Annotated in this window: 19 protein-coding genes; 12 read left to right on the top strand and 7 right to left on the bottom strand. The window is 73.1% G+C overall.

The genetic code is table 11. The features are described 5' to 3' along the window. Positions 1–16 precede the first annotated feature (16 nt). From Q7A36_RS17920 to Q7A36_RS17875, 10 genes are all read left to right on the top strand, one after another. Positions 17–955: a heme o synthase gene (locus Q7A36_RS17920; RefSeq protein ID WP_305105097.1), complete on the top strand. Its 939-nt coding sequence runs from the start codon at positions 17–19 to the stop codon at positions 953–955. Then, a complete protein-coding gene (locus Q7A36_RS17915) occupies positions 952–1110 on the top strand; it encodes a hypothetical protein (RefSeq protein ID WP_305105096.1) in 159 nt (52 codons plus the stop codon). The genes Q7A36_RS17920 and Q7A36_RS17915 overlap by 4 nt, the downstream gene beginning before the upstream one ends. A gap of 3 nt (positions 1111–1113) precedes the next feature. Beyond that, entirely contained in the window at positions 1114–1761 is a 648-nt protein-coding gene (locus Q7A36_RS17910) for a cytochrome c oxidase assembly protein (protein WP_305105095.1), read from the top strand. A 133-nt stretch (positions 1762–1894) separates the two neighbouring features. Further along, on the top strand, positions 1895–2746 hold the full coding sequence (locus tag Q7A36_RS17905) for a cytochrome c oxidase subunit 3 (protein ID WP_305105094.1): 852 nt from the start codon (positions 1895–1897) through the stop codon (positions 2744–2746). A 1-nt stretch (position 2747) separates the two neighbouring features. Continuing rightward, positions 2748–3125, top strand: coding sequence for a DUF983 domain-containing protein (locus Q7A36_RS17900; RefSeq protein ID WP_305105093.1), 378 nt, complete (start codon positions 2748–2750; stop codon positions 3123–3125). A 124-nt stretch (positions 3126–3249) separates the two neighbouring features. Continuing rightward, positions 3250–3930 carry an SURF1 family protein gene (locus Q7A36_RS17895; RefSeq protein WP_305105092.1) on the top strand — a complete coding sequence of 227 codons (681 nt, stop codon included), beginning with the start codon at positions 3250–3252 and terminating at the stop codon, positions 3928–3930. 12 nt (positions 3931–3942) lie between these two features. Then, complete coding sequence (locus Q7A36_RS17890; RefSeq protein WP_305105091.1) at positions 3943–5427, top strand: carboxypeptidase M32; 1485 nt, start codon at positions 3943–3945, stop codon at positions 5425–5427. 40 nt (positions 5428–5467) lie between these two features. Next, positions 5468–6802 (top strand): cation:proton antiporter domain-containing protein, encoded by a 1335-nt coding sequence (locus Q7A36_RS17885; protein WP_305105090.1) that lies wholly within the window; start codon positions 5468–5470, stop codon positions 6800–6802. Positions 6803–6864: 62 nt separating this feature from the next. After that, a complete protein-coding gene (locus tag Q7A36_RS17880) occupies positions 6865–7653 on the top strand; it encodes a hotdog family protein (protein WP_305105089.1) in 789 nt (262 codons plus the stop codon). Between the two features lie 290 nt (positions 7654–7943). Next, positions 7944–9932 carry a sensor histidine kinase gene (locus tag Q7A36_RS17875; protein WP_305105088.1) on the top strand — a complete coding sequence of 663 codons (1989 nt, stop codon included), beginning with the start codon at positions 7944–7946 and terminating at the stop codon, positions 9930–9932. Between the two features lie 15 nt (positions 9933–9947). On the opposite strand, the gene Q7A36_RS17870 is transcribed toward Q7A36_RS17875, so the two are convergent. The 7 genes from Q7A36_RS17870 to Q7A36_RS17840 all read right to left on the bottom strand — a co-directional run bounded on the left by Q7A36_RS17870 (position 9948) and on the right by Q7A36_RS17840 (position 16204). Continuing rightward, a complete protein-coding gene (locus Q7A36_RS17870) occupies positions 9948–10703 on the bottom strand; it encodes an SIR2 family NAD-dependent protein deacylase (RefSeq protein WP_305105087.1) in 756 nt (251 codons plus the stop codon). A 61-nt stretch (positions 10704–10764) separates the two neighbouring features. Next, positions 10765–12360, bottom strand: coding sequence for a GMC family oxidoreductase (locus tag Q7A36_RS17865; protein ID WP_305105086.1), 1596 nt, complete (start codon positions 12358–12360; stop codon positions 10765–10767). Between the two features lie 36 nt (positions 12361–12396). Beyond that, complete coding sequence (locus Q7A36_RS17860) at positions 12397–12999, bottom strand: DUF938 domain-containing protein (protein ID WP_305105085.1); 603 nt, start codon at positions 12997–12999, stop codon at positions 12397–12399. Beyond that, the gene (locus tag Q7A36_RS17855) at positions 12999–13355 is read right to left on the bottom strand and encodes a type II toxin-antitoxin system PemK/MazF family toxin (protein ID WP_305105084.1); all 357 of its coding nucleotides are present in this window, start codon (positions 13353–13355) and stop codon (positions 12999–13001) included. The genes Q7A36_RS17860 and Q7A36_RS17855 overlap by 1 nt, the downstream gene beginning before the upstream one ends. After that, positions 13352–13597, bottom strand: coding sequence for a hypothetical protein (locus Q7A36_RS17850; RefSeq protein WP_305105083.1), 246 nt, complete (start codon positions 13595–13597; stop codon positions 13352–13354). The genes Q7A36_RS17855 and Q7A36_RS17850 overlap by 4 nt, the downstream gene beginning before the upstream one ends. 61 nt (positions 13598–13658) lie before the next feature. Beyond that, positions 13659–14639, bottom strand: coding sequence for a tripartite tricarboxylate transporter substrate binding protein (locus tag Q7A36_RS17845; protein WP_305105082.1), 981 nt, complete (start codon positions 14637–14639; stop codon positions 13659–13661). A 50-nt stretch (positions 14640–14689) separates the two neighbouring features. Beyond that, positions 14690–16204 (bottom strand): FAD-dependent monooxygenase, encoded by a 1515-nt coding sequence (locus Q7A36_RS17840; protein WP_305105081.1) that lies wholly within the window; start codon positions 16202–16204, stop codon positions 14690–14692. Positions 16205–16311: 107 nt separating this feature from the next. On the opposite strand from Q7A36_RS17840, the gene Q7A36_RS17835 reads away from it, so the two are divergent. Both Q7A36_RS17835 and Q7A36_RS17830 read left to right on the top strand, forming a co-directional pair. Continuing rightward, on the top strand, positions 16312–16959 hold the full coding sequence (locus tag Q7A36_RS17835; RefSeq protein WP_305105080.1) for a TetR/AcrR family transcriptional regulator: 648 nt from the start codon (positions 16312–16314) through the stop codon (positions 16957–16959). 79 nt (positions 16960–17038) lie between these two features. After that, positions 17039–18715 carry a hypothetical protein gene (locus tag Q7A36_RS17830; RefSeq protein WP_305105079.1) on the top strand — a complete coding sequence of 559 codons (1677 nt, stop codon included), beginning with the start codon at positions 17039–17041 and terminating at the stop codon, positions 18713–18715. The last annotated feature ends 41 nt before the right edge of the window (positions 18716–18756 follow it).

Genomic DNA, 18756 nt, shown 5'->3' with positions numbered 1-18756 from the left:
CCTGGACTGCCACCCGATGAGCGATCTGACCGCCGCCACCCCCGACGTGCTCGCCCCGCCGCAGGACCTTTCGGAGGTGCGCGACTGGGTGACGCTGCTGAAGCCCCGCGTCGTGTCGCTGGTGGTGCTGACCGGCGTGGTCGGGCTGCTGGTCGCACCCGGTTCACTGCCGCCCGCGCTCTCGATCGCCGCCGTGCTCTGCATCGCGCTCGGCGCCGGCGCCGCGGGTGCGATCAACATGTGGTACGACCGCGACATCGATGCGCGGATGAAGCGCACCGCGACGCGGCCGATCCCGGCCGGGCGGATCATGCCGGGCGCGGCGCTGTCCTACGGCGTCGGCCTCGCCGTCGCCTCGGTCCTCATCATGGGGCTCGCCACCAACTGGGTGGCGGCCGGCGTGCTGGCGCTCTCGATCGCCTTCTACGTCCTGGTCTACACGATGTGGCTGAAGCGCCGGACCAGCCAGAACATCGTTATCGGTGGCGCCGCCGGCGCCTTCCCGCCTGTGATCGGCTGGGCCGCGGTCACCGGCCATGTGACGCTCGAGCCGCTGGTGCTCTTCGCCATCATCTTCTTCTGGACGCCGCCGCATTTCTGGGCGCTCAGCCTCTTCGCGCATGCGGATTACGAGCGCGTGGGCGTGCCCATGCTGCCGGTCACCCATGGCGCGAAGGAGACGCGGCGGCAGGTGCTGCTCTACACCCTGGTGCTGCTGCCGCTGACGCTGCTGCCCAGCCTGCTCGGCTTCGCCGGCCTGATCTATGCGGCGGCCGCGGTGCTGCTGGGGGCGGAGTTCCTGCGCCAGGCCATCGCGGTCTTCCGCGACCGGCAGGATGAGGCGGGCCGCAGCCTCTCGGGCGACCTGCCGGCGAAGAAGTGCTTCCGCTACTCGCTCTCCTATCTCGGCCTGCTGTTCATCGCGCTGGCGGTGGACCGGATGATCCTCGGATGACGGCGCAGGGGGCTGCGTCCCAGCCGATGACGCCGGAGCAGCGCGCGGATTTCGAGCGCCGCCGCCGGCAGAAGAACTGGGCGGTGCTCGGCGTCCTCATCGCCCTCGTCGTGCTGTTCTTCTTCATCAGCACCGCGCGCGTGCTGCGGGGCTAGCCCATGGACCGGCCCGCTCCCACCTCCCGCGGCATGGATCCCCTTCGCGCCGAGACGCTCCGCCGCCGCAACCGCCGCATGGCCGCGGGCGTCGGCGCCTTCGTCTGCGGCATGGTCGGCCTCGCCTTCGCCTCCGTGCCGCTCTACGACATGTTCTGCCGCGCCACCGGCTACAACGGCACGGTGCAGGTGGGCGGTCCCGCGGCGCCTGGCGCGAGCGGCCGCGTGATCACCGTGCGCTTCAACGCCAATACCCAGCCCGACCTGCCCTGGCGCTTCGCGCCGGGCCAGGGCCCGATGCAGGTGCGGGAGGGGGAGGAGGCCATGGCCTTCTACCAGGCGGCCAACCGCGCCGATGTTCCGGTGACGGGGGTTGCCACCTACAACGTCACGCCGGAGGTGGTGGGCAAGTACTTCCACAAGACCGCCTGCTTCTGCTTCGAGCAGCAGACGCTTGAGCCCGGACAGCAGGTGGACATGCCGCTCGCCTTCTGGGTGGACCCGAAGATCGCGGCGGACCCGAACACCCGCGACATCCGCACCATCACCATCAACTACAGCTTCTTCCGCAGCCTCGACGATGCGCAGCGCAGCGGCGCCCTGGCGAATGCCGGGCCGCATGTCGGCGCGGCGCCGCGCGGCACCCCGTAAACCCCTGGAAACTCCGCCAGGATCGGCCCGGCGGGCTTGATCGGGGCAGGGTTTTGAGGATTGATGCGCAGCAACCGGGACCCCGCCCAGTAGGGGCCGGTCCCGACTGAATCGGATCGGACCAGGACGTCAGATGGCCAGCACCACCGACATGACGGCGACGGCGGAGCCCGCCCCGCTGCACAAGCACCCCTACCACTTGGTGGATCCCTCGCCCTGGCCGCTGGTCGGCGCCTTCGCCGGCGGTGCGCTGGTGCTCGGCATCATCCTGCTGGCGCATTACGGCACCAAGTGGATGCTGGTGGTCGGCGTGCTCGGCGTGCTCGCCACCATGTTCTTCTGGTGGCGCGACGTCATCCGCGAGTCGCACACGCCCGGCCTGCACACGCCGGTGGTGCGCATCGGCCTGCGCTACGGCATGACGCTGTTCATCGCCTCCGAGGTGATGTTCTTCGTCGCCTTCTTCTGGGCCTATTTCCATTTCGCGCTCTACCCGAACCATGTCTCGGGCGCCGAGGTGGCGATCTGGCCGCCGAAGGGCGTGCTGACCTTCGATCCCTTCGGCCTGCCCTTCCTCAACACCATGATCCTGCTGCTGAGCGGCTGCACGGTGACCTGGGCGCATCACGGCCTGCTGCATGGCGACCGCAAGGCGCTGGTGCGCGGCCTGGCGCTGACCGTGTTCCTCGGCATCAGCTTCACCACCTTCCAGGCGATCGAGTATTCCGACGCGCCCTTCCATTTCACCGGCGGCGTCTATCCCTCGACCTTCTTCCTGGCGACCGGCTTCCACGGCTTCCACGTGATCGTCGGCACCACTTTCCTGCTGGTCTGCCTGATCCGCGCCATGCGCGGCGACTTCACGCCGCAGAAGCATTTCGGGCTGGAGGCCGCGGCCTGGTACTGGCACTTCGTCGACGTGGTGTGGCTGTTCCTCTTCGTCTGCATCTACTGGTGGGGTGCGGGCGAGATCGCGGCGCACTGACATGGCGGTGGGTGCGGCCCCGGCCTCCGGGGCGGCCCCGCTGGCACCGGTTGCCCTGCTGGGCCGCTGTCCGCGCTGCGGCAGCGGCCCGCTGTTTTCCGGGCTGCTGGCGGTGCGGGAGAGGTGCCCCGCCTGCGGGCTCGATCTCCGGGCACATGATTCGGGCGACGGGCCGGCCATGGCCGGCATCTTCATCGTCGGCGCGCTGACGGTGATCGCGGCGCTGGTGGTGGACGTGAAGTACGAGCCACCGCTCTGGGTGCATGCGGTGCTCTGGCCGTTGGTGGTGGTGCCGCTGTCGCTGGCGGTGATGCGCATCGCCAAGGGCCTGCTGGTGGCGCTGCAGTACCGCCACCGCCTGCGCGCGCCCACGGCATGACAGCCTTCCCCGGACCGGATGCGCCGTTGCGCCCCGGGGCATCATCTCGTCCGGCGACGCCGCGCGCGGCGGGCACCGCGAGGGCCCCGTCCGCCGCGGAGGCGCGATGCGGGTGCCGTCACGAATGAGCATCCGGCGCTGGCTGCCGGTGATCGCCGCCCTGCCGGTGCTGGTCATCCTCATCGGCCTCGGCAATTGGCAGGTCCGGCGGCTGCACTGGAAGACCGACCTGCTGGCCAGCATCGCGGCCGCGGAGGCCGGCCCGCCCGCGCCGCTCGACGCCGCCGCGCGTCCCTTCGCCAAGGTCGCTGCCGCCGGCCGCTTCGACTACGACCGGGAGGCGATGCTGGGCGTCGAACTGCGCGGCACCACGCTCGGCACCCATCTCGTCACGCCCCTGCTGCGCGACGGCGCGCCGCCCCTGCTGGTCGACCGCGGCTGGGTGCCGATGGAACGCACCCGGCCAGTGGCGCGGCCGGAGGGCCGGGTCGAGGTCACCGGCTTCGTCCGCCCCGCCGACGAGCGCGACTGGAACAGCCCGAAGGACGACCCGGCCGGCCGACGCTTCTATGTCTTCGACCCCGCGGCGATCGGCCGGGCGCTGGACCTGCCGCCTCCCATGCCCTTCGGCCTCGTCGCCCTCGCGCCACCGGGGGCGCCGGTGGATGCCCTGCCCGCCGCCCCGCGCCACCTGCCGCGGCCGGACAACCCGCATCTCGGCTATGCCATCACTTGGTACGGCCTGGCGGTGTCGCTGGTCGGGGTGCTCGGCGCCTTCCTGTGGCGGCGGAAAGCCTCGCCTTGAAAAGGACCCGGCATGAACGCCGCCTATGACCGCCTGAAGGCCCGCGCCGCCCGCATCGCCACCCTCGGCGAGGCGCAGGCCATGCTGCACTGGGATGCCAGCGCCATGATGCCGCCCGGCGGCGCCGCGGCGCGCGGGGAGCAACTGGCGACCCTCGCCGGCCTCGCGCATGAGCTGGCGACCGCGCCCGAGGTCGCCGAGGACCTCGCCGTCGCCGAGGCCGAGGGGGAGTGGGACCGGGCCAATCTCGAGCTCATGCGCCGCGCCCACCGGCGCTCCGCCGCCCTGCCCACCGCGCTGGTCGAGGCCATGGCGCGCGCCAACAGCGCCTGCGAGAGCACCTGGCGGGAGGCCAAGGCGCGGTCCGACTTCGCCCTGGTCCGCCCGGCGCTGGAGGAGGTGGTGCGGCTGCAGCGGGAGATGGCCCGGGCGCTCTCCGCCGCGCTCGGCCTCTCGCCCTATGATGCGCTGATGGAGGGCTACCAGCGCGGCGTGACGGCGGCCGAGGTCGAGCCGGTCTTCGCCGCCTACGAGGCCTTCCTGCGCGAGGCCCTGCCGCGGGCCGAGGCGATCCAGGCCCGCCGCCCCGCCCCGCGGCCGCTGCCCGGGCCCTTCCCGGTGGACAAGCAACGCCTGCTCTGCCGCCGCATGTCGGAGCGGGTCGGCCTCGACTACGGCCATGCCCGCCTGGACGAGAGCCTGCATCCCTTCTGCGGCGGCACCCCGACCGATGTCCGCCTGACGACCTTCTATGCCGAGGACGACGTCGCCAAGGCGCTGATGGGCGTGCTGCACGAGACCGGCCATGCCCAGTACGAGCGCGGCCTGCCCGCCGCCTGGGCCCGCCAGCCCGTGGGCGATGCCGCCGGCATGGCGGCGCATGAGTCGCAGAGCCTGATCGTCGAGATGCAGGCCTGCCGCTCCGACGGCTTCCTCTCCTTCCTCGGGCGCGAATTGCGGGCGAGCTTCGGCGGCGACCCGGCGCTCTATGCCACGGAGAACCTGGTCGCCCTCTGGCGCCGGGTGGAGCGCGGCCATATCCGCGTCGATGCCGACGAGCTGACCTACCCCGCCCATGTCATCCTCCGCTTCCGCCTGGAGCGGGCTATGATCGAGGGCGCGCTCGAGGTCGCCGACCTGCCCGCCGCCTGGAACGAGGGTTTCTCCGCCTTGCTCGGCATCGTCCCGCCCGACGACGCCCGCGGCTGTCTGCAGGACATCCACTGGCATGACGGCGCCTTCGGCTACTTCCCGAGTTACACCCTGGGCGCCATGGCCGCCGCGCAGCTCATGCAGGCCGCCCGGCGCGAGGTGCCGGAAATCGACGACGCCCTCGCGCAGGGCGAGATGCTGCCGCTGATGGCCTGGCTGCGGGAGAAGGTGCACGCGCAGGGCTCGCGCCTCGGCTTCCAGGACCTGCTGCGGCACGCCACCGGCAAGCTGCTCGATCCCGAGGACTTCATGGGGCATCTGCGGCGCCGCTACCTGAACGTGTGAATCGGGTGCATTTGCGCGCGGCTTCCCCCAAATAGAGGGCATGCCGCACGACACGCCGCTCCTCACCACGCTGGTTGCCGCCCTGACCGCGGCACTGCTGCTCGGCGTCGTCGCGCGCAAGCTGCGGCTGCCGCCGCTGGTCGGCTACCTGCTGGCAGGCGTGCTGATCGGGCCGCAGACCCCGGGCTTCATCGGCGACCTCGCCCTCGCCAAGGAGCTCTCCGAGATCGGCATCATTCTGCTGATGTTCGGCGTCGGCCTGCACTTCTCCCCGCGCGAACTGGCCGAGGCGCGCGGCGTCGCCGGGCCGGGCGCGCCGCTCGCCATGGCGGCGGGCAGCCTGCTCGGCTGGGGCGTCGCCCGGCTCTGGGGCTGGAGCGACGGGGAGGGGTTGGTCTTCGGCATCTGCCTCTCGGTCGCCAGCACGGTCGTGCTGATGCGGGCACTGGCCGAGCGCGGCGCGATGGCGAGCCGGGCCGGCAAGGTCGCGGTTGGCTGGGTGGTGGTGGAGGACCTGGCGATGGTCCTGGCCCTCGTCCTCGTGCCGGTGGCGGCGGCGCTGCTGGACGGACGGATGCCGGTCGGCATGCTCTCCGGCATGGGCGTCGGCGGGCATGGCCTGCTCGTCTCCCTGCTGATCACGCTGGGCAAGGTGGCGGTCTTCGTCACTCTGATGCTGCTGGTGGGCAGCCGGGTGCTGCCGGCGGCGCTCTCCATGGTCGGCGCCCTGCGCTCGCGCGAGCTCTTCTCGCTGGCCTCGCTGGTCGCGGCCCTCGGCGTCGCCTACCTCGCCTACGTCGCCTTCGGCGTCTCCCTCGCCCTCGGCGCCTTCCTCTCGGGCCTGGTGCTGGGCCAGTCGGCGCTGAGCCAGAAGGCGGCCGAGCAGACCCTGCCGCTGCGCGACGCCTTCGCGGTGCTGTTCTTCGTCTCGGTCGGGATGCTGTTCGACCCGGCGATCCTCTGGGCGCAGCCGCTGGCGCTGGCCGGGGCGGTGCTGGTGGCGATGCTGGGCAAGCCGGCGGCGGCCTGGGCCATCGCGCGGCTGCGCGGCCTCAACAATCGGGACGCGCTGGTGGTCGCCGCCTCGCTCGCGCAGATCGGCGAGTTCTCCTTCATCCTGGCCGGGCTCGGCGTGACGGAGAAGGTGCTGCCGGAGCAGGGCAGGGACCTGGTGCTGGCCGTGGCGCTCATCACCATCGCGCTGAACCCGGTCGCCTTCTGGCTCGCCGACCGGCTGGCGGCCCGGGCGGCGCCGCAGCCGGTGGCGCCGCCCAGGGCCGCGGAGGCCGATCGCCGGCGCGCGGCACCATCGGCGCAGGCCGAATCTCGGATGGAGCCGGGGCCCCGCGACCCGGTCGGCGTCCAGCCGCCCTGACGGACCGGCGCTTGCCGTCCCGGGCATCGGCGGCCACCCTGCCGCGCAGGGGAGAGAACGCCATGGCCGCCACAGCCTACGAGGTCCGCGCCCGCAACCTCTCGGCGCAGTCCGAGAACCGGATCCATGACGACACCGTCGCCCGGCGCTTCGGCTTCCGCGGCGCGCTGGTGCCGGGCGTGGAGGTCTATGCCTATGCCTGCCACGCCGCGGTGGCCCGCTGGGGCCGCGCCTGGCTGGAGCACGGCACCGCCGAGTGCCGCTTCCAGTCGCCGGTCTATGACGGCGACCTGGTGGCGGTGGAGGCGGCGGAGGCGGGCGATGGCCTTGCGCTGACGGTCCGCCGCGAGGAGGCGGTCTGCGCCACCGGCCGCGCCGCGCTGCCGCCGCCCGGGCCGCTGCCCGATCCCGCCGGCTGGACCTGGCGCGCCCCGCCGGCCGGGCGCCCGCCGGCAAGCGATGAGTCCCTCGCGCCCGGCACCCTCCTCGGCACCGCGCCGCTGCAGGTCACGCCGGCCCTCGCCGCCGAGTACCTGGCCGGGGTGGGGGAGACGGACCCGCTCTATGCCGGGGCCGGGCTGGTGCATCCCGGCCAGGTGCTGCGGCTCTGCAACCAGGCGCTGACGCAGAATGTGGTGCTGGGCCCCTGGATCCATGTGGGCAGCCAGGTGCGGAACCTGGCCGCGGCGCGGGTCGGCGGGACGCTGACGGCGCGCGCCCGCATCACGGCCAATGGCGAGCGGAAGGGGCACCGGATCGTCGACCTCGACGTGCTGGTGGTGGAGGGCGAGGGCACCCCGGTCGCGCATGTGCTGCACACGGCGATCTGGCGGCCAAGGCAGGTGGCGTGAACCCCGAGGCCGGGACGTCCGGGCCTTGATGGCCACGGTCCGTTGTCATGCCGGACAGTCCCGGTGCCCTCCCCGATGGACGGCCCATGATATTCGCCCGGCAATCACGAAATACCGCATCTGTTGCAAGCATTCGGCGAGCTTCGGATATTGCTGCGAAGAAGCAGACCCGGCTATTGCCTCCCTTGCATGACTTGTCGGGGCCAGTGCCTTGACGATGCCGGAAGGCCGGGTTCCGCACCGTCCGGCCCCGAGCATCTGCCGACTTCCCGTTGGAGTGCATACCGAGAGTGACGCTGGCCGCCCTTCGCCTCCAGAAGCTCGTGCTGCTGGCCGCGCTGCTCGTACCCGCCCTGGTCTTCGGCGCCGCGGCCTGGTGGAACCGCCGGGAGGTGCTGGGCGAGGCCGGCGACACGGCCGAGCGCAGCGTGGCCATCCTGCACGAGCACGCGGCCAGGACCTTCGACACCGCCGAGCTGGTCCTGGCCCGGGTGGCGGACCGGGTGCATGACATGGACCCGGCGCAGGTCGCGGCGCCGGAGACGAGCGCCTTCCTGCGCGCGACCCGGCACTCCTACGAGCAGTTCGTCTCCCTCTGGGTGTCGGATGCCGCCGGCCATGTCGTCGCCGGCAGCCAGCCCTGGAATCCCGCCACCAGCATTGCCGACCGGGACTTCTTCCGGGTCCAGCAGGACCGTGCCGATGCCGGCACCTATGTCAGTGCCGCCTTCACGGGGCGGGCCACGACGCTGCCCTCCTTCGCCATCAGCCGGCGCCGGACGGATGCCGCCGGCCGCTTCGCCGGCATCATCCACGTCTCGCTCGACCCCGATTACTTCGCGCGCTTCTATGCCGAGGCAGCGCCGCCCTTCCGTCACGTCACCGGCCTGTTCCGTGCCGATGGCGCGATCCTCGCGCGGCATCCGGTCTGGCCGGACGGCCGGACCTGGCTCCAGTCCGACAACCCGCTCCTCCGGCACGTCGCCATGGGCGCCGAGCGCGGCCGCATCGAGGAGCCCGGCTCCCCCGACCGGCAGCCAAGGCTCTACCTGTTCCGCAAGGTCGGGGCCTGGCCGGTCTATGTCGGCTTCGGCGCCGACAGGTCGGACCTGCTGGGTCGCTGGTACGAGAATCTCGCCGTCTATGGCGCGGTGGCCGTGGTGGCGGCGCTGACCCTGGTGGCGCTGGCCTGGCTGGCGCTTCGCCGCGCCCAGGCGGCGGAGGTCGCGGAGGCGGCGCTGCGGCGGGAGACCGCCGCCCGGGCGGCGGCGGAGGCGCGGCAGGCCGCCGAGGCGCGCTTCCGTGGCGTGTTCGAGAGCCGGGCGGTCGGCATGTCGGTCTTCGATCTCGAGACGGGCGCGACGCTGCTGGCTAACGACCGGCTGCTGGAGATGACCGGCGGCACCCAGGCCGAGTTCGTCCGCGGCGATTGGGACTGGCGGCAGGTGACGCCGGCCGAGCACCTGCCGCTGGACGACCGCGCGGTGCAGCAGGGGCGGGCGCGCGGCTGGTGGGAGCCCTTCGAGAAGGAGTATCTGCGGCCGGACGGCACGCGGCTGCCGGTGCGCCTCTCCTCCGCCCCCCTGCCGGGCGAGCCGGGCCGGGTGGTGGTGCTGGTGCAGGACATCTCCGAGCAGCGCGAGGCCGAGCAGCGGCGCGACCTGCTGATGCGGGAGGTGGACCACCGCGCCAAGAATGCGCTGGCGACCGCCCGCGCGGCGCTGCGGCTGACGCGGGCGCCGACGCTGGACGCCTTCGTCCAGCAGGTGGATGGGCGGATCGGGGCGCTGGCGCAGGCGCTGGCCCTGCTGTCGACCACGCAATGGCACGGCGCCGACCTGGCGACGCTGGCGCGGGGCGAGCTCGCCCCCTTCCTCGGCGCTGCCCAGGATGCCGGGCCGCGGGCGGAGCTGCGCGGCCCGCCGGTGACCATCGGCGCCACCGCGGTGCAGCCGCTGGCCATGGCGATCCATGAGCTGGCGACGAATGCCACGAAATACGGTGCCCTGTCGCGGGCGGAGGGCATGCTGACGCTGGACTGGGAGCTGCCGGGCGGGCCGCAGGAGCAATTGCGCCTGGTCTGGCGGGAGCGCGGCGGGCCGCCGGTCGAGGCGCCGCCGACCGGGCGCGGCTTCGGCACGCGGGTGATGCAGTCGACGCTGGCGCGGCAGCTCGGCGGGACGCTGGACCTGCGCTGGGAGCCCGCGGGCCTGACCTGCATCATCGAGTTGCCGGCTGCGCGCGTCCTGGCCGGGCAGCTCGACGCCGAGGCGGCCTGACGCGGCGCCCGCCCGTCAGTTGACCCCGACGGCGCCGCCCAGGACGTCGCCGATGCCCTCATGGACGACGAGGTCGGCGATGTCGTCGAGCGGCGTCTCCTGCCGGTTCACGATGGCGAGCCGCGCCCCCATCCGCTTGGCCATCTCCGGAAAGCCGGCCGCCGGATAGACCACGAGGGAGGAGCCGAGGACGAGGCAGAGGTCGGCCGCCGCCACCTCCTCCCGCGCCCGCAGCATGGGCAGTTCCGGCATGGACTGGCCGAAGCTGACGGTCGCGGTCTTCAGCAGCCCGCCGCAGGCGCGGCAGTCCGGCACCGCGTCGGTCTGGCTGAAGCCAGCGTGGATATCGGCGATCTCGTGCCGCATGCCGCAGGAGAGGCAGGTGGCGTAGGTGGTGTTGCCGTGCAGCTCGATCACCTGGTCGTCCGGGATGCCGGAGGCCTGGTGCAGCCCGTCGATGTTCTGGGTGATGACGGCGCGCACCTTGCCTTCCCGCACCAGCCGCGCGACGGCGCGGTGGCCGCGGTTCGGCTCCGCGGCGCGCATGGTCGCGTCGCTCTCGAAGCGGCGCCGCCAGGCCTCCCGCCGCGCGGCCGGGGAGCGGAGGAATTCGTCGAAGTAGATCGGCTTCATCTTCTCCCAGGTGCCGGTGCCCGGGCTCCGGAAGTCGGGGATCCCCGATTCCGTGCTGATCCCCGCCCCGGTGAAGACCACCACGCGCTTCGACGCCTGGATCATGCTGCGCAGCGAGTCGATGTGTGTGTTCAGCACGGTGCCAGACTCCCAGAAAACGAAGGGGTCCGGGGAAGTGCCTTCCCCGGGGTCTTTCTCTCTACGCCCTGGCCTCCTCGAGGATCATGGCGGCAGCCTTCTCCCCGATCATGATGGTGGGCGCATTGGTATTGCCCGTGGTCAGCGTCGGCATGACCGAGGCGTCGGCGACCCGCAGCCCCCGGATGCCCCGCACCCTGAGCCGGCTGTCGACGACGCTGCCGGGGTCCTCCCCCATGCGGCAGGTGCCCACGGGATGATAGATGGTGGTGCCGTATTGCCGGTTGAACGCCAGCAGCGCGTCGTCGGATGCGGTGCCGGGGCCGGGCAGGATCTCCTCCACGCTGTAGCGGGCGATGGCCGGCTGGGCGAAGATGGTGCGCACCATGCGGATGCCGGCGGCGAGCAGCCGCTGGTCGCCGGGGGCGGAGAGGTAGTTGGGCCGGATTGCCGGCCGGGCGAAGGGATCGGGCGAGGTTGCCATGACGGTGCCGCGGCTGTCCGGCTTCACCGGGCAGATGGCGCAGGTCATGCCGGGCTCGGTCTCCAGCACGCCGAACTTCCCGGCGGCGTAGCTGGCCGGCGTGAAGAGGAGCTGCAGGTCGGGGCTCGCCAGGCCTTCCCGGCTGCGGGCGAAGACCTGGGCGGTGGTGACGCCGAAGGTCAGCGCGCCGCGGCCGAGGGCGAAGAAGCGCGCGACCTCCCCGGCCAGCCGGAGCCCCCGCGCGAGCTGGTTGGTGCTGAGACTGTCCTTCACCCGGTGCTGGATGCGGGAGACGTAGTGGTCCTGCAGGTTCGCCCCGACCTGCGGCATGTCCTGCACCACGGCGATGCCGAGCGACTGCAGGTGCTCCGCCGGGCCGAGGCCCGAGAGCTGCAGCAGGTGCGGCGAATTCACCGCGCCGCCGGAGACGATGACCTCCCGTTTCACGTGGATCGCTTTCAGCACGCCGCCCTGGCGATATTCGGCGCCGATGCAGCGCCTGCCGTCGAAGAGCAGCCGGGCGGCCTGGGCCCCGGTCTCGACCCGCACCTTGCCCTTCGCCCGCGCCAGGAAGGTCCGTGCGGTCGAGCCGCGCCAGCGGCCGAGGCGGGTCATCTGCGAATAGCCGACGCCCTCCTGCTCCCGCCCGTTGAGGTCGCGGCGGAAGGGGTGGCCGGCCTGCTGCGCCGCCTCGATGAAGCGATGCGTCAGGGGCAGGATGGTGCGGTAGTCCTCCACCTGCAGCGGGCCGCCCTGGCCGCGATATTCCGGGTCGCCGCCCTGGACGTAGTGCTCGCTCCGGCGGAAGAAGGGCAGCACCTCGTCATAGGACCAGCCGCGGCAGCCCATCTGCGCCCAGATGTCGAAATCCGCCGGGTTGCCCCGCACGTAGAGCATGCCGTTGATGGAGGAGGAGCCGCCCAGCGTCCGCCCGCGCGGCCAGCGGATCTCGCGGCCATTGGTCGCAGCCTCGGCCTCGGTCGTGTAGCCCCAGTTCACCAGTGTCTGGTTCTGCAGCAGCTTCAGCATGCCGGCGGGGATGTGGATCCAGGGATGCCGGTCCTTCGGTCCCGCCTCCAGCAGCGTCACGCGCTGCCCCGCTTCGCCAAGGCGCGCCGCGACGACGCAGCCGGCCGAGCCGCCGCCGATGACGAGGTAGTCGGTCTCTTCCATGCCTGCGCTTCCCCCTTTGCTCGGGAGGGTGGCGCATCAGGCGCGGCGGCGGAAGATGACCGTCAGGTTGTTCGCCGGCATCTCCACCACCTCGGGCGGGCCGAAGCCGGCGTCGGCGGCGGCCGCGGCGACGACCTCGAGGTCCCGCAGGCCCCAGCGCGGGTCCTGGGCGCGGAGGCTAGCGTCGAAGGCGGCGTTGGAGGGGGCGGTGTGCCGCCCGCCGCGCCGGTAGGGGCCGTAGAGCACCAGCGGTCCGCCGAGTGGCAGTAGCCGCGCGGCGCCGCGCAGCAGGCCAAGCCCGGCCTCCCAGGGCGCGATATGGATCATGTTGATGCAGAGCACCGCATCGGCGCGTGCCACCGGCCAGGCTTCCGCCGCGGCGTCGAGGTCGAGCGGCGGGCGGAGATTGTCGAGCTTCGCATGGGCGGCCCAGGCGGCGATGCTGGCCCGCGCCGCCGGGTCGGGGTCGGAGGGCTGCCAGACCAGGCCCGGGAAGGCGGCGGCGAAACAGGCGGCATGCTCGCCGGTGCCGGAGGAGACCTCCAGCAGGGTGCCGGTCGCGGGCAGCACGCGCCGCAGGACGGCGAGGATCGGGTCGCGGTTGCGCGCGACGGCGGGGGCGGAGAGGCGGGCATCCATCAGCCGAGGCCGAGGGCGATGCCGATCCGCGCGCGGATGGCCGCCACCAGGTCCGGCGCCACCTGGGACTCCGTCGGCCGCACCCGCGCCTTGGAGGTCGCCGTCACATGCGTCGCCAGAGCGTAGGAGAGCTTGGTGCAGCCATTCTCCGGCGTCGGCGCGATGGGCACCGAGAGGTCGGGGATGCCGAGGCAGGAATCCTCGGTGATCGGCACCAGCAGCACGTTCGGGTAGGCCGGGTCGAACAACTCGCTGTCCTCGACGACGATCGCCGGGCGCAGCCGGTTCGGCTCCTTCGGGAGTGCGTCGCGCCAGTCGGCGATGACGATCTGGCCGGCGCGCAGCGCCAGGCTCACGGCTCGACCCGGGCGGTGGGCGTGCCCCAGTCCTCGTAGAACTGCCGCGCCTCCGGGGAGGTCGCCAGGTATTCGGCGACCTGCCGGCTCTGCTCCCGGATCCGCTCGCGCCGGATGCGCCGCGCCTCGGCCGTGGCGAGTTCCCGCAAATATGTCGCAAGGCCAATGCCGCGCGCCTTGGCTGCGCCGTCCAAAGTGCCGAGGACGTCGTCGTCGAGGCGGATGGAGAGGGGCGCGGCCATGCGAGGTCTCCTGCTGGCGAAAGTGTAGTTTGTCAGCGTAGTGTGGGCAAGCACTACGCCCTCAATTCACCCCCATGCCCGCCGCCTGCACCACGGGCCGCCAAGCCGCCTGGAAGTCCATCACCAGCCGCTCGTAATCCTGTGGCCCGAGCGGCCCGGGCGGCGGCGTCAGCCCGGCCTCCCGCAGCGCCCGCGCCACCTCCGGCATGGCCAGCACCCGGTTCACCGCCGCGTTCAGCGCCGCGACCATCGCCGGCGGCAGGTCGCGCGGGCCGCTCAGCCCCATCCAGGCCGTCGCGGTCAATTGCCCGAAGCCGAGCGCGGCGAAGCTCGGCACCCCGGGCAGAGAGGGCTCCGCCGCCGGCCCGCTCACCGCGAGCGCGCGGAACTGCCCGGCCCGCAGCCCCGGCATGGCGCTCGCCAGCGGCGCCATCACGCTGTCCACCTGGCCGTTCACCAGGTCCAGCAGCGCCGCGCCGGTGCCGCGATAGGCCACATGGGTCAGCCGCGCGCCGCTCGCCTTGGCCAGCATCTCGCCCTGCAGGTGCTGCAGGCTGCCGGCCGCGGGGCTGCCATAGGTCAGGCCGCGCGCCCAGCTCCGCCCGGCGCGGAGATAGGTCTCGGCGGCCTGGAAGCGGCTGCCGGCGGGCACCACCAGCACGCTCGGCGTCTCGGCGACCAGCGCGATATGGGCGAAGTCGCGGAGCGCGTCATAGGGCGTGCGCTCCTGCAGCGGCGCCATGCCGAGCGGGGCGGTGTTGCAGAGGCCGAGCGTCATGCCGTCCGGCGTGGCGCGGGCGATCGTCTCCGCCCCCGGGATGCCGCGCCCGCCGGGCCGGTTCTCCACCAGGATCGGCCGGCCGAGCAGGGCCGAGAGCGGCGGGGCGAGGATATGCGCCGTGGCATCCACCCCGCCGCCCGGAGCGAAGGGGACGATGAGGCGGATCGGGACGCGCGACCCGGCCTCGGGCGGCTGGGCGGCGGCGAGGCCCGGGGCCAGCATCGGGGCGAGCAGCGGCAGGGCAAGGATCAGGCGGCGCATTGGGGTCTCCCGGCGGGCACAGCTTCGCCGCCGCCGCGCCGCCGGTCACGCTAATCCTCCGCGAAGGCCAGCCCATGCCGCCGCGCATAGGCCTCGAGCCGCGCCGGATCCTGTGCCGGATCGGCGAGCCCCACATGCCCGTCCGGCCGCAGCAGGTAGGCGGCATCCTCGGCCAGCCCCGCCGCCTCGGCATCCCGGCTCCAGGCATAGGCATCCACCGGCAGGCCGAGCCGCCCGGCCGCCCCGGCCAGGGCCGGCGAGACGGCGCCGTGCACCTGCAGCCGCCAGCCCCGGCCGTCGAGCGGCGCGTGGTTGTCGCAATCCGCCACCCAGGGCTGGCGGTCGCCGGCCGCGACATCGCCGGCCCGACCCTCGCCGAGCGGGCTGTCGTGGTAGGCGACGCGGGTCTGCGACAGGGTCCGGAAGAAGAGGTGCCGCCCGGCGGTGAAGCCGGCCAGCAGCGGCAGCAGGTGCGGCACCAGCCAGCTCCGCATGACCTGGCCGCCGAGGCCGCCGCCCACCATGCCGCGGAAGGCCCGGTCGGTGGTCGCCACCAGGGTGCGGGCGAAGGCGATCCGCTCCGGCTCGTAGCTGTCGAGGATCGCCGGCGCCGCCCGCCCGCGCAGCACCGCGGCGAGCTTCCAGGCCAGGTTCACCGCATCGCCGATGCCGGTATTCATCCCCTGGCCGCCGGCCGGGCTGTGGATATGCCCGGCATCGCCTGCGATGAAGGCGCGCCCCGCCCGGAAGCGCTCCGCCACCCGGTGATGGACATGGTAGGTCGAGAACCAGTTGAGCTCGGCGACCCGGACGCCGAGCAGCGCCTCGACCTCCGGCCGGATATCCTCGAAGCGCAGGTCGTGCCGGCCGGAGAGCGCCTCCGGCACGATCCCGATCAGCCGGTTCACCCCGCGGCTGCGCACCGGGAGCATCAGGGCGAGGCCGCGGGCCTGCAGGTTGACGAACAGGTCCTCCCGGAAGGGCCCCTCCACCCGCGCATCGGTGACGTAGAAGAGTTGGGCATAGGTCCCGCCGGGGAAGCCGAGGCCGAGCGTCTCCCGCACCCGGCTATGGGCGCCGTCGCAGCCCGCGAGGAAGGCGGCCGCGCAGGTCGCCTCCGTGCCGTCCCGGCGCAGCGTCGCGCGGATGCCCCCGGCCTCCTCGCGGAAGTCGAGCAGCTCCGTCCCCCATTCCACCGCGACGCCCTGGTCGCGCAGCAGGGCCTCGAGCAGCCGCTCATGGTCGTCCTGCGGCAGGCTGAGGGCGAAGGGATAGGGGCTGAGGCCCGTGCCCATCTCCCGCAGCGGGATGCGCATCACCTCCCGGCCCGCCTCGCGCAGATGCGCCGCCTCGACCGGGATGCCGGCCTGCACGACCTCCTCCGCGATGCCGAACTGGCGGTAGAGCTCCAGCGTGCGGGCCTGCACCACCATGGCGCGGGAGGCGGTGCCGGGCCCCGGCGCCTTGTCGACGATGCGCAGCCGGATGCCCTGGCGGGCGAGGGAGAGGGCGAGCACCAGGCCGGTCGGGCCGGCGCCGGCGATGAGCACATCCGTCTCGGGCATGGCAGGATCCTCCGCTCGGCATTAAAATGACCCGCAGGTCAGTCCAGCGCCAGCCAAAACTGACCCGTGGGTCAGGCGTTCGCCGCACGATGCCGGGAGACGAGGGAATGGAGGTCGCGCCCGCCCGCCGCAGCCGCGGGCCGAGCCCGGAGCGCACGGCCCGCACGCGGGCGGCGATCCTGGCCGCGGCGCTCGACGAGTTCCTCGACGGCGGCTTCGCCGCGACCCGCATGGCCGATGTCGCCGCCCGCGCCGGGCTGGCGAAGGGCACGCTCTACCTGCACTTCGCGGACAAGGAGGCGCTGTTCGAGGGTGTGCTGCGCGGCCTGGTGGAGGCGCCGCTCGCCGGCCTCGCCGCCGCGGCGCCGGCGGAGGGGGAGGCGGTGCGGGACTTCCTGCTCCGGGTCCTCCGCCCGGTGCTGCGGGACATGGAGGCCTCGCGCCGCGGCGCGGTGATCCGGCTGGTGGTGGCCGAGGGCGGCCGCTTCCCGGCGATCGCGGCCATGTACCGCCGGATCGTCATCGCGCCCGGGCTCGCGGCGATCGGGGCACTGGCCGCCCGCGCCGCCGCGGCGGGCGAGTTGCGTGGCGAGGCGCTGCTGCGACACCCGCCCCTGCTGGTCGCGCCGGTGGTGTTGGCGGTGCTGTGGAACGGCCTCTTCGCCGCCGGCGACCCGATGGATGCCGAGGCGATGTTCGAGGCGCAGCTCGACCTGCTCTTCCCCGTCAGAGGCTCGCACCCGGCGGAGACGTGATCACGTTCTCCCGCGGTGCCGTCGCCGGAGCCGCCGGTGCATCGTTATCTATGCATCTAAAAGACCGGGGATGTGACAGGTGGCAGCACTGATGCGGGCTCTCGGTGTGCGCGGCCTTGCCTCCGTTCTGCTGGTTCTGGTGGTGGCGCTGGCCGCGCTCTCGGCACTGCTCGGCGCGCCGATCTATGGCTCGCTGCTCGGCCACGATGCCGACTTCGCCATCATGAGCATCCACCTCCTCGGCGATGGCTGGGCGCATGGCACGCTCTGGCCGCGCTGGCTGATGGGCGCGAATCATGGCCTGGGCGGGGCGACCTACTACACCTACCCGCCGCTCTCCCACTGGGTCGCGGCGGCCGTGACGCGGGGCCTCGGCGTTGCGGAGGATGTCGGCGTGCCGCTGACCATGGGCCTGTGGCGGCTGCTCGCGGTCCTGACCACCTGGCTCTGGCTCCGCCGCCATGTCCCGCCGGCCGCCGCGCTGGTCGGCGCCGCCATCGCCGCCCTGCTGCCCTATGCCTCGCTGATCAATCCCTGGATCCGCTTCGCCTTCGCCGAGACAGCGGCGGCCAGCCTGCTGCCGCTGCTGCTGCTCGCGCTCGAGCGTGCCGCGGAGGGCCGGCGGACGGAGGGGCTGCCGGCGCTCGCCTGCATCTATGCCGCGCTGGCCATGACCAACCTGCCGACCTGCGCCCTCGCCGCGCATCTCGGGCCGCTCTATGCGCTGGGCTATGCGGGCTGGCGGGGCTTCGGGCGATCGGTGCTGGGCGGCATCCTGGGCGCCTTGCTGGCCGCGGCCTTCCTGGTCCCGGCCTTCGGCCTGTTGCGGGAGACCAACCCGGCAGACTTCCACAATCCTTGGTGGAAGGAGAACATGCTGGGCTACTCGGCGCCCTCGCCCTACCTGCTGGTGATCTGGGGCAGCGGCCTGCTGATGGTCGGTCTCGGCCTCGGGCTGCTCCGGCCGGCGCTGGGCGGCACGCCACGCGCCGGCCTGCTGGCACCGGGCCTGCCGCGCGCCCTGCTGGTGCTCTTCGCCGCGAGCACCTGGCTTGCCACGGTCCTCGCCTATCCCGTCTGGGTGGCCATGCCTCAGCTTGCCGCCACCGAGCATCCCTGGCGCGCCCTCGGCCACCTCGTGCCGGTGGTCGCGGCGCTCTTCGCCCTGGCAACGGCGCGCCGGCCCGACAGGTGGTGGGTGGTCCCGCTCGGGCTCGCCCTCACGCTCATGGTGCCGGCCTTCCTCTTCGCCCGCATGCATCTGGGCAATCCCGGCTGGGTCCATTTCGTGCCCTTCGGCGAGCGGCTGACGGTGGCCGAGCACCACTACCGCGGCTCCTCCTGGGAGCACCTGCCGAAGGCGGCGGCGGCGGCCGGCTGGGCGACGATCCATGGCGGCGGCGCCGAGCCCTATGCGCGCCCGGTCCCGCCCGAGGGCACCGAGCGCCTGACCGACGGTTTCCTGGTCCATCGCGCGGCCGCGCCGTTCCGCCTGCCGCAATTCTACTTCCCCGCCTGGCGGGCGCATGACGCCATGGGCCCGGTGCCGCTGCGCGCCACCCCGGAGGGCTGGATCGAGGTCGCGGTGGACCGGCCCGTCACCGACCTGGTCGTCGAGATCGGCATCACCCCGCAGGAGCGGATCGGCTACGCGATCAGCCTGCTCACCCTGATGGGACTGCTCGGCGTGCTGGTCCAGCGGGTGCGCTGGCGGCCGCAGGAGGCGCCCGCGCCGCTGCGCTCGGCCAAGGGATAGGGGCGGAGCCCGGCTGCGCGGTCCGGGGGGCGGCGCCGGCC

This window comes from Paracraurococcus lichenis (assembly GCF_030657435.1).
GTDB lineage: Bacteria > Pseudomonadota > Alphaproteobacteria > Acetobacterales > Acetobacteraceae > Paracraurococcus > Paracraurococcus lichenis.
Note: the sequence above shows the minus strand (reverse complement) of the source record. Positions and strands in the feature narration are given on the sequence as shown.